This is a genomic window from Pseudomonas sp. JZ134, assembly GCF_051027695.1.
Lineage (GTDB): Bacteria > Pseudomonadota > Gammaproteobacteria > Pseudomonadales > Pseudomonadaceae > Chryseomonas > Chryseomonas luteola.
In genome coordinates, this window is sequence record NZ_CP069250.1 from 2,204,365 (window position 1) to 2,219,752 (window position 15,388).

A 15,388-nucleotide genomic window follows, 5' to 3' on the forward strand; every position below is an offset into this window, starting at 1 on the left:
AGATACCGCTGGAGCGCTTGCAATAGACCACGCCACACAAAACCTGTGGCGTGGTCGAGGCTGCTGGCAGGGTTTGCCACACCAGCAACCACACGGCAAGCCTTTCCAGAGAGCAGTTAGAACATCAATCCATACCCCATCGGGTACAGAGGTTTGCGGTTGCCTTCCTGGTTGGTTGAGTGACGGTTGATTACCTGTTCCATGGAAAGCGGCAGATCAAACGGTAGCTTGCCTTTGAAGCGGGTCGGATTGACTACCGCGTCCAGAAGGATCTCGTCGGATACACCAAAGTTGCCGATCAGGGCGCCTACCTGCCCCTGAAGCTTGGTCAATATGGCCGGACGATCCAGGTACACACTTACAACGGTCGGCACACCCTTTGCGCTGGCAGCCTTGATCTGGACAAGGTCTGGATTGTCCTCCGGGTAGTCCAACGAACCCTCATGCTGCATGCTTCCGAACAGATAATTCGGATGTAAGAGCTCGTAGGGCGCTGTGGAACGCATGATGGCAACGTCCGCCTTGTCCAGCGAGTCCACGACATTCAGGCCGGCCTTTTGCGCCGCAGTGGCATCGACGTTATAAAGATAAACGTTTCGGCCTTGGCCAATAGGCAGCAACTTGCGGTTCTTGAGCAGTACCAGCGAGTTCTTTTGCGCGTCATCTGCCAGTTGCTGATGCTCTGCACTGCCTACAACCTCGGCGGCCTTGGATTCATCCACATACGGATTCTCGAAGAGTCCCTGCTCGAACTTCTGCTTCATGATGCGGATGACCGCCTCGTCCACACGACGCTCGGACACAAGCCCCTGCTTGACCGCACTCACTATAAGACTGCTGTCATCCACTCCGCCAAGCTGGTCGACCCCGGCGTTGATGGCCTTGGCGGTACGCTCAAGCTCTGTCAGCGACTCGACCCCCCAGGGCATTCCCAGCGAGAACGGCTCACCCGGCTTGCTGCCGTTCTGGCAAGCCTCGTTACAGTCTTTGGTGATCAGCCAGTCGCTCACGACGACGCCCTTAAAGCCATAGCGGTCCCGCAGGAGATCCTGCAACAGGAAGCGATTGAATCCTGCTCCCACCTGCTCTTCAATCGGCCGTCCCTGGTGAGAGGCGTTCTGCAGAATCGAATAGGTCGGCATGACGGAGCCTACATTCGCCTCGAATGCCCCTATGAACGGAACGATATGCTGACGAATGTCCTTGCCGTAGAAATCTGCGTATTTGCCATAGGCATTGTGGCTGTCCCAGCCATCCTTCGCTTCTCCATAGCCTACCCAGTGCTTGACCACAGTCACCACACTGCCCGGGTTTAGGAAATTACCATTCTGCATGCCTTGAACATAGGCGCGAACCAGACGCTTGGCCAACTGGGCATCTTGTCCGAAGGTACCACTGCCACGGGGCCAACGCGGCTCGGTATAGAGATCCGCCTGCGGAGATAGCGCCACGTTGATGCCTACCGCGCGATACTCATCGCGTACGACCTCGGCAAAGGTCTTGACGACCTTAGCGTCCCCAATGGCGCCCAACCCCAAGGCTTCCGGCCATTTGGAGAACGAACCGGACTGGTTGCTGGCACCTGGTGTGTAGAGGAAAGAGTTGCGGGGGTCGGTGCTGATGCTCAGGGGAATCGCCAGCCGCGATTGTTCAGCCAAGACTTGCAGCGCATTGTTCTGTTTGGCGAAATTCTCGGGGTCTGTATCCAGGCGCGTGATATAGGTGTTTACCTTCTTGGTTTCGATCGTCTTGGCAATCGCCTCCTGATCATAGACGGCACCGCCACCCAGCCCACCGGCATCCGCTACGGTCGGAAAGGTGCCATGCATCATGGCTCCTGCCTTCTCCTCAAGCGTCATCCAGGTAACCAGATTGCGGGCACGGTCCTCGGCAGGCAGTCGCCAATCCTCATAACGATCCAGCCGACCGTTACGGTTCATGTCCTTGAACTGTAAGCCGCCCACCGTTAGTACAGGCAGGTCTTTCTGCTCAAGCGTTACACCGTGCGAAGAAATACCTTGCGCCGAGACTCCTGTCGCCAGTGTGGCTAAGCTGATTAAAGCAGCGGCCTTTTTCATCGAACCCTCTCTTTTCCTTGTTATTGGTTAACGTAGCCCACTAATGATCTAGGGCACTGGAACTATAGAGCAGGTTTTACGAATCCGCTTGCTAACCGCACCGATTTGTCTGGCGCAGGTATTTCAACAAGCTTATCTATGTCTTGGCGCGCCCCAGAATCTGGTCCATTACCCTGTCCGTCTTGACGGCTTCCCGCGCCAGCGCAGCGTAGTCACGCTCACCTCGAATATGCGCATTCATACCCAGCACGTGATACCACTGGATATGCTCAGGGTGCTGGATGTACTCGCTAACGGTTTCTTCAGCGTCCAGCCGGACCGGCTCATCACCATATACTGAAAAGAGAATACGCCCCCGACTGCCAATGATTTCGACTCGATCTTCATGGCGGTCAGCCACAAAATTCCAGCACCCCATGCCGAGCGCGCCGGATGAGAAACGCCAGCTTGCAACTACTGCATCTTCCGCCGCATAGAGCCCTGCCTGTCTTGCAGTGAAACCGCTTACGGCCACGATATCGCCCAACAGGTACTGGAACAGGTCAAGGCCATGACTGGCCAGATCGGCAAAGTATCCACCTCCTGCGACAGCCGGGTCGGTTCGCCAGTTGGCCTGCTGCTCCAGATCTTTTTGCGAAGGCGGCTTTATCAGGCTCCAGGTCAGCTGCCTGACCTCGCCAATATGGCCCTGCGTCAACCATTCGCGTACCCGCTGAAACCGGGGCAGTGACCGACGGTAATACGATACGAAAAGATGGCGACCCGCCTTGTCGAATGCCTGCTGCATCTCCTCGCTCTGCGTACTGCTGAGCGCCATCGGCTTTTCGACACAACAATGTTTGCCTGCGGTGGCCACCTGCATGCTGTAGGCATGATGGCTGTCGGGAGGCGTTGCGATATAAACAGCGTCCACGTCCGGATCATCGATCAAGGCTTGCGCATCGGTGTATACCCGCGCAATGCCATGACGCGCCGCATAATCGGTGACTGCCTCGGCACGGCGGCCCATCACCGCTACCAGCGCAGAGCCAGGCGCCTTGTAAAAGGCTGGCCCGCTTTTCCGCTCCGTCACATCCCCACAGCCAATCATTCCCCAGCGCACAACATCCATGAATTCTCTCCCGTTCAAGGAATCAATAGGTTTGGCACTTTTTCCCTTGTCTTCGTGCGATGCGACCACGCAGACTCAGGACTACCGTACAAAACAGGTGTGTCGGAATAGTAGTCACTGCACCCTATGCTGCGAACTGTTAGTTGGTAACGGCGCGGTGACAAACCGTCTGCCCAGGCATACAGCCCGTTCGGCATAGACAATCCATCCGCAACAAGAAGCGAGCCACGATGACCAGCAGCCAACGTCCGGTAGCGGGCCTCTCCCTACCTAAACCCATTATCGAGCGGGCCGAAGCCCTTTTGCAGCAAGGTGGTCGTCGCCTGCTGGGAATCGCTGGCCCACCGGGTGCTGGCAAGTCGACCGTGGCGGATCTGCTGGCGGCTGAGCTGGGCACGCGAGCATTGGTCGTACCCATGGACGGCTTTCATCTGGCCAATCGGGAGTTGGCTCGCCTTGGCCGCGCGGAGCGCAAAGGGGCACCGGATACGTTCGATGTGTATGGATACCGGGCCCTGCTGGAGCGTCTCAGGCACCAGCAGGCAGACGAAACGGTCTACGCGCCCTCGTTTCATCGTGACATCGAGGAAGCCATTGCCGGATCGATTCCAGTCTCATCCGAAGTGTCGCTGATCATCAGTGAGGGAAACTATCTGCTACTTGAGGAGGGCCCCTGGCAACCCGTGGCCGAACTGTTCGACGAGTGCTGGTACGTTGCTGTCGACCCTGATGAGCGCCGTACCCGGCTGATCGAGCGCCATATGCATTTTGGGCGAAGCCGCGAAGCTGCTCAGGCCTGGGTTGAGCAGACCGATGAGCCCAACGCTCTGCGTATTGACCAGTACAAGGATCGAGCCCATCTTCAGATTCCCTGGTCTGATGGACCGGCCCGGTAAGTGAGCTGCATAATGAATCAAGGACCTGGCTGATGCGTTTCAGACAGGCCCTTGAGGCAGTAGTCACTAGAATAACATCCCCAACAAAGACGCTTTGACCGCCGCCTCCGCCTTATTGGATGCATGAAGTTTCCGCATGGCATTTACCAAGTGAAACTTAACGGTACGCTCGTCGATATTAAGAATCAGTCCAACTTCGATATACGTCTTGCCTACGGCTGTCCATTTGAGAACTTCCCGCTCACGGCAAGTTAGTTCACTCGTACATTCAGGCATGGTTTTCGGAGCCAGAAAACGCACCATTGAAGAATGAACAAGCGTGGTCAGCCATATAAGCTTGGCTTCTTTTTCGTCGAGTTCTGTAACGGTAAGTTTTTCCGAAGAACGAACCAGCGACAACAGCCCCATCGTTCCAAACTGCCCTCGCGACGACAGGCACCAGCCATGACGAATGTCATGCTGCATCGCCTCTTCCCAGAAATCATGCTCCACCGCTGGTTGCTCCGCTGACCAGATCAGAGGGGACTGTTCCCGGATACCGTGCCGTACGGTTGGGTCGATGCAGTAATAATTATTAGCTACATACTTACTTTTCCAGGCATCAGGAAATGTTGTAAGAAGTTCTATTTTTGGGCTAGAAACAGGAAGTGGCGCCTGAAGGCCATAAGAACAGAATTGAAACCCCAGACCTGAAATGATCTTTCCAAGCTCACTGAACAATTGATGTTCGGATTTAGCCCCGGAGCATAAAGAGAGATAATCCTCACGCCAGTCTTTCACATTACTTCAACCTTTGTAAAAGATGCCCAAATGGGCAGTGGTTTGTTTCTAACAGGCTCCGTACCATCATCTATTGGTGATGACTTAATTATTGCGAAACAACTTGTAAGGTGATGAATCTTGGTCGATTTAGGTATTCTTTCGTCGCATCCCAAGGGCGCTGCCATGTCTTTATTAGCACCAGATCATTTCATCCGCATGTCTTACAAGGAGTTCAGCGACGTCACCTTTTACCAATACATGGCCTGGATGGACATGGATCTCGTCGAAGAGCTGCAAAGCCTTGGAATAGACGCCGCTTCTGCCGGATTTTGCGAATGGGCCAGCACGACACATTCACCCTCCATCAGCATTGGCTGGACCTGGTTCAGACAAAGTTCAATTGGAAGTCCCTACCTTGCTCCCGGTGGAATCAGCACCAATCTGATGCTGCGATGTGCAACCGGTTACGATCTGGGACCACGGGCTACAGAAGAACTACTAATATCCTGGCTCTCTCGACAAAACTGGCAGTCCGGAATTCCAGTCACCTTATAAGCAGACCTGTCCAGATGGGCAGCTGTCCAAAAAAACGTCGCTCTCTTGTAATGGAGTAAAGACACTTACGGAGATGCGATATGCTTAATATGGTAACAGGGACGGTTAAAGATTTAAAACCGGCCATGGCACAGGCCCTTTCGGTATATCGATACAACATTTTTGTTGAAAAGATGGGTTGGCCTCTCGAGTGTCAGGAAGGTAACGAACAAGATGAGTTCGACCGTGAAGACACCCTTTATGTAGTGGCACATGACAGCAACAACGAAGTCTGTGGCTGCGCCCGCTTACTGCCTACCCATAAACCGTATCTGCTGGGTGAAGTCTTCCCCGAATTAATGGAAGGCGCGGCCTTACCGCATTCTTCCGATATTTGGGAACTGTCTCGCTTTGCCTTGAGCACCCCCAAAAATAAAGTATTAACCGCTGCGCAATCATGGCAAAACAATATCGCCTTGATGTCAAAAGTAGTTGATGCCGCAAGTGCTCGGGGAGCGCGCCGCCTGATCGCTTTTTCCGGCGTGGGCAACGAAAGACTGCTCAAACGTGCCGGCCTGAATATTCACCGTATTTCCAAACCACATCTTATTGATAACAAACCGGTCGTCGCTTTCTGGATAGAAATCGACAACCAGACAAGAAATGCATTAGGTCTTCAATAAAACGACCTGATTGCCATGCGTGCTTAATAAAAAGATGGATAGACCAATCAATAAAAGGACGTTGATAAAAAGGCCCTAGTTTGGCTTTAAAAACACATCAGGTGATCCCTGCCTTTCAACACCTGAAAGCCAGCTTGACCTTGAATATACGCTTCCCAATCATTTAGATGACTTAAACTCATGACTCAGGCAATCAGATCTTATTCCAGCCGTACAGCAGACAAATTTGTCGTCCGTCTTCCTGAAGGAATGCGCGATCATATTGCGGATGTAGCCCGTCACCATCACCGGAGCATGAACTCCGAAATTATCGCTCGCCTTGAGCAGAGCTTGATCCAGAATGGTGAAATGGACGGTAGCGCCAGAATGCGGCTGGATAGCCCTGAGCTGAGCGCCCATGAACGCGAACTGCTGCAGCGCTTCAGGGGCTTGTCAGGACGTCAGCAGAACGCCTTGATTTCATTGATCGCCGATAACGCAGCGACAACAGCACGCGAATAGGCACTCTTATCCGGGCCTGTCTTCCGCCATAAAAGCGGGTCCGGATCTTTTCAGGTACAGCCCAAGGCTTACCCCTACACCCCCAGTACCCCCCGTCTCTCGTTCATCCCCTCTAAAAACAAGCGAACCGCAGATGACAACAGCGCCGCATTATCTATAATTGGATTCTGCCTTTGCTCTCTTCTTGTCATCTTTAACAGGCTGCAATGTTTGCTTGCTTCTTCGCCCTTGCGTCCCTGTATGTTCAGAGGCTTTCGCCATGCGCGTCTTTTACTTTCTCTTGATTCTTACCACTGGTCTTGCATTTCTCTGGTTATCACTCTCTGATATCCCCGGCCTTATCACGTTCTCGTGAATACTTCTGGTGCCTGGGCTTTATCAGGCGCCAGGCTAACCTCACCTTAAGCACCACCTGACCGTAGCGCACGATGTTGCTGATAGCGCCCCAGCAACGTACCTAGCGCGACAACGATCAGCGCGCCTGTTACACCCGCTGCGTAATGCGCCCATGAAGGCAAGGCAGGCAGGCTGGTATCGGCCACCGCCATTCCACCCGCAATCCAGCCCAACAGCGCCGCGCCCAATTTGATGATGATTGGAAAACGCTCCATCAGGCGCAACACCAGCTTGCTCCCCCAAATAATGATCGGGATGCTGACCACGATTCCAAAAATGACCAGTTCGAGCTGGCCATGGGACGCCCCTGCCACCGCCACAACGTTATCCAGGCTCATAAGCGCATCTGCCACAATAATGGTCCAGATAGCGCCCAGCAGTTTCGGGCTTGCCTTCAAATCAGCATGTTCGTCCTCACCCTCGGGCAGCATCAGTTTTACACCGATCCAGGCGAGCAGCAGCGCACCAACTAGCTTGAGATAAGGCAACGTCAGCAATTCAAGAGCGAAAAAGATCAATACGATCCTGAGCAGGATGGCACCGAGCGCACCGCCCAGAATGGCTTTATTTCGCTGCGCCTCGGGCAGTTTTCGACAGGCCAGTGCAATCACCACGGCATTGTCTCCACCCAGGAGGATGTCGATCAGAATGATCTCCCCAACAGCAAGCCAAAGATCAGGATTATTCATTAGCTCATTCAACATTATCTCCCTTGAAACAAGGACAGCCGTAAGGTGCCGGAGCCAGAAGACGCAAAGTCTGCCGGTGAGGATTTACACCCCTTGTGGAGCCTCAATGTATCCAAAGGTTTCATGAAGAAGTGCAGACGACCGGAAAGAACGACTGCTGCCGAGGTCATACGTCTATCCCTACAACGCATTGTGGATGACATTACCGCTACAAGGAGCTCTTGTGGAACCGCTGAAAATCGCCACATTCAATGTGAATGGCCTGCAGGCACGACGTGCTCATCTGCTCGAATGGCTACACCGTGAATCCCCTGACATTGTGTGTTTGCAGGAATTGAAAATGGCTGATGCCAGTTTTCCTGTCGATGAGATCCAGAATGCCGGTTACGGTGCGTTATGGCAGGGCCAGAAGTCCTGGAATGGAGTGGCTATCCTGGCAAAGGGCGAAACGCCCCAGGAAAGTCGACGCGGCCTCCCGGGTAATGAGAACGACCCCCAGAGCCGTTATCTGGAAGCGGTCGCTCATGGAGTCGTCGTGGGTTGCCTGTATCTTCCCAATGGCAACCCACAACCAGGTCCTAAATTTGACTACAAGCTGGATTGGTTTGAAAAGCTGAATGCTCATGCTGCCCAGCTGCAGGCAAGTGGTCATCCGGTCGTTCTTGCAGGCGACTACAATGTCATTCCTACAGATGAGGATATCTATAGCACGCGCTCCTGGCAGAAAGATGCGTTATTGCAACCGGAAAGCCGAGCCTGCTTCGAGCAGCTTCTGGAACAAGGCTGGACCGATGCCCTGCGCACCTGCCACCCTAACGAGCGCATCTATACATTCTGGGACTATTTCCGCCAGCATTGGCAGAAAAACTCAGGCATGCGTATCGATCATCTCCTGCTCAGTGCATCACTTGCGCCACGCCTGCTGGATGCCGGTGTAGACCGCTGGGTACGTGACCAGCCCCATGCCAGTGATCACGCTCCTACCTGGATTACGCTCAAGGCCCCATAGACGAAGACACGATTCGGTCATGGACACCATGCTACATTCGGGATCTGTCCATCGCCACAAAACAGACCGTGAATCAGCCTACCCTCCTATCGGACCGTTTGCTATTAAGCCCGCTCCTGCCAAGTGATGCGCCACGCATTCAGTTGCTGGCCAATTCGCCCTTGATTGCCGATGTAACGGCGCACATTCCCCATCCGTATCCCGATGGATTGGCCGAATCATGGATCGCTACTCACATCGCTCGCTGGGAAGCCGGCGAGCTGGCTGCCTTTGGCATTCGATTGAAACAGACAGAGCAGCTGATTGGCGTCATTTCGCTGAATCACATCCGTGACCGACGCGCTATCGTTGCCTATTGGATCGGCGTGGATTACTGGAATCAGGGATACGGCTCCGAAGCCTGCAAGGCTATTACAGACTTTGGCTTTCAAACGCTGGACCTGATTGAGGTGCGCGGCAATCACCTTGCGCGCAATCCTGCCTCAGGCAGGGTTCTGGTCAAGAGCGGCTTCGAGTATCTGTTTTCCAAAACCGCTTCGCTAGGTCTGAAAACGGAAGACGAAATGATGATGTTCTATCGACTCACCCGTAGCCCACAAGGTGAGGCAGCCAGCGTCTGAACGGATGCCCTCCGGGGCAGACCGGACGGCATCCGTGTTAGAGGTCAATGCGCCACCTCGTCGAGCTCATTGCTTTTGATCTGCGTCAGCCGCCCTTCGAACAGGCGATACACCTGATCGGCCACATCAATCAGTGCAGGCCGGTGCGATACGGCAATTATGGTAATACCAGGGGTTAGCGCTTTCAGGGTATGGCTGATCGCGGCTTCGGACTCAGGATCTAGCGCACTGGTGGCCTCATCCAGAATCAACAAACGAGGGTTATGCGCCAGGGCACGGGCAATAACGATACGCTGACGCTGCCCGCCCGAAAGACGTCCGCCCCGCTCCCCTACGACAGCATTCATACCGCCGGTGAGTTTTTCCACGAACTCCCATGCTCCGGCTTGCTTCAGCGCCCGCTCGGCATCAGCAGCCGTAAGCTCGGGATCACCCAGCGTAACGTTAGCCAGAACGGTGTCATGCAACAGTAAGGTTTCTTGCGGCACATAGCCAATCAGGCGACGCCATTGGCGCTTGTCGAGCTCCTCAATCGGAACACTGTCGATCAGGACACGTCCAGACTGGGCAGCCAGCAGCGCACATATCAGATCCAGAATAGTGGTCTTTCCCGAGCCAGACGGCCCGATAAGACTGGTGAACGTTCCGACCGGAATAGTAAGGTCCACCTCGCTCAGGATCGGTTTGCTTCCGTAATGAAAGGACACCTGCTCGAACACGATAGCGCTTTTCAGAGACGGTGTGCGGGTGCCGCCATTGGGCTCAGCATCCGCCAGCGCCGCGTTGATGGAATCCTGTAACGCCCAATAGGCGCTCTCCTGTGCGGCCATCCGATGATAGCGCTGCTGTGCCTTGTGAAGCAGACCCAGTACCCGTACCACCAGAAAGATGAGCACCATGACAGACGACAGAGGCAGCTTCCAGACCACCAGCGCCGCATACAGCCCAGCGGCTGCCAGGATGGCAAGCATGGGCTCCTGAAGCGCACGCAACGCTTCACGGCTCATGACCTCACGTTCCATCGCCTTGTTGAGCTCGGCTGCCTGATGGCGAAGCAGCGAATCGGCAATGTCATAACGCGCCATGGCTTTGAGCGGCTTGACCGACCCCAGCGTATCGGTCAGATGAGCCAGCAGCTCGCGCATGAGACTGGTCTGACTCTTGCCGGCGCGTCGGGACGTCTTTACCAGGCGCTGCAGGGCCATCAGGAGAAAACCTCCAAGGATGAGCGAAACCAGCGTTGCCTTCCACGAAACGATGAACGCAATGACGGCATACACAACCGCCTGAATGACCAGCGCCAACATGTTGGCCGCATGCTCATATCCTGTCGAGGCACGATAGGCTTCGGTCGCTACAGCATTGGCCAGCGCACCGGCAGGCTGACGCAGGTAGTATTCCCAGCGACTCCCCAGCAACGCACGAATCAGATCGATTCGAAGGTCAGTGGCCACATGGGCTACGGCATAACCGACCTGACGGTTACCCAAGAGTACCAATGTACTGCTCAGCGTCAGCCCCACAACGATCACGACCAGCATCGTTACCAGCGTAGGCTCAAGACCCACCAGCCCAAGGACATGAATGACCTTATTGGCCAAGTCAGAATGCGCCTGATCACCCAGGGCAATGGAGAGTAGCGGCAGTAAGGTCGTCAAGCCGACCCCTTCCGCGATACCTGCCAGCAGCAGGCTTATCAACATCAGAAACGTACGCACCGGGTAAGCCCGGCCGTAAGCAAAAAGAATCCGCATGGTATATCCGTTAGCGATGGGCTCGGTTAACTGGATAGGGAGCGCACGGCTCAACCTATCGCCAGACTACAAAGGGGTAATCCAGCTCCGTATCCCTGTGAGCCTATAGCTTGGTTCATAAACTCTTGATCTGCCTTACCCCTGTGAAAGCGGCGTAAGGCAGACACGTCAGCTGACTTGCGCCGCGGTCGAAAACACATCACGTAGCGTTGCAAAGGCAGCAATGATCTGGTCGATCTGTTCTGGCGTATGCGCCGCGCTAACACTGCAGCGAACCAGCGCATCCCCGTTGGGGCTGGCCGGAGGCAGTACTAGATTCACATAAACGCCCTGCTCGATCAGCGCTTCCCAGAAGGCAACGCCCTCCTTGGGCGAACCCAGTATGACCGGAATGACAGGACTCGGTCTTGAACTTACCCGATAGCCTAACGCCGACAATCCCTTGTGCAGCTGTCGTGCATTGTCCCAAAGCTGCGTTCTAAGCTCGGGACGGGTACGTAGGCTACGTAACGCCGTACGCACGGAAGCAATCACTGAAGGCGAAGGTGACGCTGTAAAGATATAAGGGCGACTTGCATAACGAAGCAGATCAAACTCAGCGTGCTGGCTTGCTGCAAAGCCGCCAATCGCACCCAGACTCTTGCTGAACGTACCCAGGATGACATCTACTTCGTCCTCGACGCCCAGCTCCTCGGCCAGACCGCGGCCGTTGGCACCCAGCACCCCAACGGAATGCGCTTCATCAACCAGCAGATATCCACCCAGACGACGCTTGATCTCGACGATTTCCTTGAGTGGCGCCTGATCACCCATCATGCTGTAGATGCCTTCTACAATGATGATCGCATCACGGGCCTTTTCGCCCAGGCGAAGCATGCGCTTTTCCAGGTCGGCGGCATCGTTATGCCGGAAGCGAATGACCTGTGCCCCACCCATGCGGCAGGCATCATAGATACTGGCATGGCAATCGGCATCCAGCAGCACGATGTCGTCCGGCCCCGCCAGGGTGCCGATAATGCCCAGGTTGGCCAGATAGCCTGTCGAGAATACAATGACCGAGCGGCGCTGAAAGAAATCACCTAATTCCTCTTCAAGTGCCATGTGGCTGCCGTAGCTGCCATTGGCCATGCGCGAGCCGGTCGTACCAGTGCCTTCATGTTCCAACGCCTGCTGGGCAGCCTTGATGCATTCAGCATCGAAGGTCAACCCCAGGTAATTGTTGGTTCCCGCAAGCACTACACGCCACTGCCCAATACGTCCTTCAGTAGGCGTATAGATTTCGTCGATGCGCGTACCAAAGGGACTGGGCTCCGCCTGGATCAGAGCGGTACGTTCCTGTGCCAGCTTGTTGAACTTATCGAACAGTGCCATCTGCAGGCTCCAGCAAGGCGATGACAGCATGTGCCAGTTGCGCGGGGGTTCGGACATCGGTCAGGACATTGAGCGGGATGGAGATATCGAACTCGTCTTCCATTTCCATCAGAAGATCCATGACCTTGATGGAGTCCAGGCCAAGCTCCTGAATCAGATCGATGTCGGGATGAATAGGCGTACCGGGAGGCGCAAGGCGATTGAGGTAAGCAAAGATCTTTTCTAGTATTTTTTCTTGGGATGTCATGACTAAGTCCCTAAACGGAATGAATGCCCTAGGCCTTTCAGAAACTACGCTCTTGCAAAGCCTTCTCCAGCAGGATATTTGGATGCCATCCCAGTGCCTGCTCAACGGCTGCATTACTGCATGACCAGTCAGGATGTCTCAACTCACCTACCTTGGCGGGTGTCAGCATGGGTGCACGTCGTGTCAGGCGGGAAAGGGACAGATTGACCTGTGCCATTCCCTCAAGCACTGCGGCAGGCACAGTAACCTTACGCACCGGCCCTTGGCGAACTCTTTTAGCAATCTCGGCAATGCTCTGCCAGTCATAGCCGTCAGGATGACCATCACTGAGTTCATAGGTAGCCGAGTGTACCTGCGAGGCACCGACCCAGGCCACCACAGCGCGGACGAGATCTTCCACATGAATGAATGACAAGCGTGCGGATTGCTCACCCAGCGTCAATAGCCAGCCACGCAGCAACCACTGGAAGAGTGGCCGCATCTCCTTGTCGCCCGGCCCATAAACTGCGGTAGGTCTGAATACCGTAACCGGAAGGTCGCCGGCCCGTTGCTGGATAGCCTGCTCTGCCTCACGTTTGGAGGCTGCATACCAGGACAACTCTGGATGCCGAGCCGCTAAAGAAGACATCAAAAGAAACCGCCGGCCTGCACCAATCCGCCGTACAGCCTCCATCAGATGGGCGCTGCCGTCGACGTTGATCCGGTTGAACTGATGGGGCGTGCTGCCTCTAACGGCACCGGCAAGGTGGATAACAATGTCCGCCCCGTCTACCAGATGCTCAAGTGAATCAGGCTCCTCAAGGGAACCCTTGATCCAGGTGACACCGTCGCGGGGGCCGTCTTCGCGTCGGTTTAGAGCGCGTACCGTGAGATTCGCTTCAACCAGACGCTTGCGCAAGATGGTTCCGATAAAGCCTGTCGCCCCCGTGAGGGCGACAACCTGAGCGGTCAAAGGCTTATCCAGCAGCAAGAGAGAGGCCGCAATCAGCCTCGATCTGCTGGATAAACCGCTTGCGTGCCTCGGCTCGCGAGGGCTTGCCGGAGGACGTACGCGGTAATGAATGAGGCGGCACCAGCTCCACCCGGCAGGTAAGGCCAAACTCGCTGTTGATGAGCTTGGTCAGCGATTGAGCAAAATGCTCACGCTGTTCCAGATCCATGATACGGCACTGAACCTGGACGACGACCTGAGGCTCCTCTTCGCCTGGAATAAGAAAGGCAATGACGTCGCCGGGGCGAATATCCGGCTGGCATTCGGCCAGGTACTCAATGTCTTGAGGCCAGATATTACGTCCGCGCACAATGATCAAGTCCTTGCGGCGACCGGTAATATAGAGCTCACCCTTGGAGAGATAGCCCAGATCTCCCGTATCCAGCCAATCACCTTCAGGGCTCATGACTGCCTGGGTAGACTCTTCGTCGCAGAAATAACCCGACATCAGGCTCGGCCCTTTCAGGGTAATACGACCGATTGCACGCTCAGGCAAGGCATGTCCGTTGTCATCACGGATTTCAAGCGTATGTCCGGGCAGGGCCGCACCACAATTGACAAAGCTGCTGGCGTTGCTGTCCGGCCCGTCGAAAGGAATGGCCTGGGAATGGTGCTCAAGCTCCCAGCGATTGATACGGTCCGTCTGGATACCGGTATCACGACGCGCGAAGCTGACGCCCAGGGTGCTCTCCGCCAGTCCATAACAGGGCAAAAACGCCTTGCGATCAAAGCCCGTCCGTTCGAACTGCATGGCGAAACGGTTCAACACCTCTGCCCTGATAGGCTCGGCTCCAATACCTGCGATGCGCCAGCTGGACAAATCAAAACGCTCCATATCGCTTTCGCGAACACGGCGCGTGCAAATGTCGTAACCAAAAGGAGGTGCAAACGAAATCGTACCGCGGTTCTGGCTGATCAGACTCAGCCACTGCCTGGGACGCATGGCAAAGTCCTGAGTCCGCAGATAGTCAACGGACAGTTGGGACGCCATCGGGCCAAGGACAAATCCGACCAACCCCATGTCATGATAGAACGGTAACCACGAGACGCAGCGATCACCCGGCTGAACGCCCAGGCCATCTCGCGTAATGCCTTGCAGATTCGCCATCACAGCCCGCTGCGTTACAACGACACCACGCGGGAAACGGGTACTGCCGGAGGTGTACTGCAAATACGCGACCTCATCGGCACGGGAAGGCGCCAGCTCGACTGCTATAAGCGGGCGCAAGGAGAGCTCCTTGGCCGTACCGATGAATCGCATCGGCTGCTCAGCGGCCTCCTCGGCAAACTTGACCAACTCGGCCGGTGCGAATACGGCAGAGGCTTCGCAACTTTTGAGGAGTCCCTTGAGTTTCTTGACGTAGATATCGTGACTGCCTAGCCCCGAGGGAATCGGCAGCGGAACGGGCACAAAGCCGCCGTACTGACAGCCGTAGAAAACCTCCATGAAGGACAGATCGGTGTCGGCGATCAGGGCAACCCGATCTCCCCGCTCAAGGCCCAAACCATGAAGCCGTTTAGCGACCTTGAGAGCCTCTCTTCTGAGGGCACCGTACTGTACAACAGCCGTCAGGCGGCAACGGCCATCATAGAAGTTCAGCCCTGTTTCACCTTCAGCCGCATAATCAAGCGCTTCCGACAACGTCGAAAAATCAGCCAGGCGCTGAGGTAAACCGTGTTGAGTTAGTGTTGCAGACATGTACAGTTCGGCCATCCCTTTGGTCCTGCTTTCAGCACATCGCATGC

The 15,388-nt window shown here is 55.2% G+C and carries 15 protein-coding genes; 6 read left to right on the forward strand and 9 right to left on the reverse strand.

Going from position 1 to position 15,388, the window contains the following annotated elements; genetic code table 11:
- Positions 1-116 precede the first annotated feature (116 nt).
- Positions 117-2,078 carry a glycoside hydrolase family 3 protein gene (locus JQR86_RS10280; RefSeq protein WP_434153522.1) on the reverse strand — a complete coding sequence of 654 codons (1,962 nt, stop codon included), beginning with the start codon at positions 2,076-2,078 and terminating at the stop codon, positions 117-119.
- A gap of 136 nt (positions 2,079-2,214) precedes the next feature.
- The gene (locus JQR86_RS10285) at positions 2,215-3,189 is read right to left on the reverse strand and encodes a Gfo/Idh/MocA family protein (RefSeq protein WP_434153523.1); all 975 of its coding nucleotides are present in this window, start codon (positions 3,187-3,189) and stop codon (positions 2,215-2,217) included.
- 230 nt (positions 3,190-3,419) lie between these two features.
- Here JQR86_RS10285 and JQR86_RS10290 point away from each other — a divergent pair, with 230 nt between their 5' ends.
- Complete coding sequence (locus tag JQR86_RS10290) at positions 3,420-4,085, forward strand: nucleoside/nucleotide kinase family protein (RefSeq protein ID WP_434153524.1); 666 nt, start codon at positions 3,420-3,422, stop codon at positions 4,083-4,085.
- A gap of 66 nt (positions 4,086-4,151) precedes the next feature.
- Here the strand turns inward: JQR86_RS10290 and JQR86_RS10295 are convergent, their stop codons facing one another.
- Positions 4,152-4,865 (reverse strand): LuxR family transcriptional regulator, encoded by a 714-nt coding sequence (locus JQR86_RS10295; RefSeq protein ID WP_010798145.1) that lies wholly within the window; start codon positions 4,863-4,865, stop codon positions 4,152-4,154.
- Between the two features lie 120 nt (positions 4,866-4,985).
- Between JQR86_RS10295 and JQR86_RS10300 the strand changes: the two genes are divergently transcribed.
- The 3 genes from JQR86_RS10300 to JQR86_RS10310 all read left to right on the forward strand — a co-directional run bounded on the left by JQR86_RS10300 (position 4,986) and on the right by JQR86_RS10310 (position 6,565).
- A complete protein-coding gene (locus tag JQR86_RS10300; RefSeq protein ID WP_434153525.1) occupies positions 4,986-5,402 on the forward strand; it encodes a DUF4902 domain-containing protein in 417 nt (138 codons plus the stop codon).
- Between the two features lie 80 nt (positions 5,403-5,482).
- Positions 5,483-6,064 carry an acyl-homoserine-lactone synthase gene (locus JQR86_RS10305; RefSeq protein ID WP_122042672.1) on the forward strand — a complete coding sequence of 194 codons (582 nt, stop codon included), beginning with the start codon at positions 5,483-5,485 and terminating at the stop codon, positions 6,062-6,064.
- A gap of 180 nt (positions 6,065-6,244) precedes the next feature.
- Positions 6,245-6,565, forward strand: a complete 321-nt coding sequence (locus tag JQR86_RS10310) for an Arc family DNA-binding protein (protein ID WP_434153526.1) — start codon at positions 6,245-6,247, stop codon at positions 6,563-6,565.
- Positions 6,566-6,966: 401 nt separating this feature from the next.
- On the opposite strand, the gene JQR86_RS10315 is transcribed toward JQR86_RS10310, so the two are convergent.
- A complete protein-coding gene (locus tag JQR86_RS10315) occupies positions 6,967-7,662 on the reverse strand; it encodes a TerC family protein (RefSeq protein WP_434154885.1) in 696 nt (231 codons plus the stop codon).
- A gap of 211 nt (positions 7,663-7,873) precedes the next feature.
- Here JQR86_RS10315 and JQR86_RS10320 point away from each other — a divergent pair, with 211 nt between their 5' ends.
- Together JQR86_RS10320 and JQR86_RS10325 are read left to right on the forward strand one after the other, a co-directional pair.
- On the forward strand, positions 7,874-8,659 hold the full coding sequence (locus JQR86_RS10320) for an exodeoxyribonuclease III (protein WP_010798139.1): 786 nt from the start codon (positions 7,874-7,876) through the stop codon (positions 8,657-8,659).
- Between the two features lie 68 nt (positions 8,660-8,727).
- The gene (locus JQR86_RS10325) at positions 8,728-9,279 is read left to right on the forward strand and encodes a GNAT family N-acetyltransferase (RefSeq protein ID WP_434153527.1); all 552 of its coding nucleotides are present in this window, start codon (positions 8,728-8,730) and stop codon (positions 9,277-9,279) included.
- Between the two features lie 44 nt (positions 9,280-9,323).
- Here JQR86_RS10325 and JQR86_RS10330 read toward each other — a convergent pair whose 3' ends face one another.
- From JQR86_RS10330 to JQR86_RS10350, 5 genes are all read right to left on the reverse strand, one after another.
- Positions 9,324-11,033 carry an ABC transporter ATP-binding protein gene (locus tag JQR86_RS10330; protein ID WP_122042676.1) on the reverse strand — a complete coding sequence of 570 codons (1,710 nt, stop codon included), beginning with the start codon at positions 11,031-11,033 and terminating at the stop codon, positions 9,324-9,326.
- Positions 11,034-11,201: 168 nt separating this feature from the next.
- On the reverse strand, positions 11,202-12,404 hold the full coding sequence (gene spt / locus JQR86_RS10335) for a serine palmitoyltransferase (protein WP_434153528.1): 1,203 nt from the start codon (positions 12,402-12,404) through the stop codon (positions 11,202-11,204).
- The gene (locus tag JQR86_RS10340; protein WP_010798135.1) at positions 12,388-12,651 is read right to left on the reverse strand and encodes an acyl carrier protein; all 264 of its coding nucleotides are present in this window, start codon (positions 12,649-12,651) and stop codon (positions 12,388-12,390) included. Before JQR86_RS10340 ends, spt begins: the two co-directional genes overlap by 17 nt.
- Before the next feature lie 37 nt (positions 12,652-12,688).
- The gene (locus JQR86_RS10345) at positions 12,689-13,603 is read right to left on the reverse strand and encodes an NAD-dependent epimerase/dehydratase family protein (protein ID WP_286788628.1); all 915 of its coding nucleotides are present in this window, start codon (positions 13,601-13,603) and stop codon (positions 12,689-12,691) included.
- 4 nt (positions 13,604-13,607) lie between these two features.
- Positions 13,608-15,356 carry a fatty acyl-AMP ligase gene (locus JQR86_RS10350; RefSeq protein WP_286788629.1) on the reverse strand — a complete coding sequence of 583 codons (1,749 nt, stop codon included), beginning with the start codon at positions 15,354-15,356 and terminating at the stop codon, positions 13,608-13,610.
- Positions 15,357-15,388: the final 32 nt, after the last annotated feature.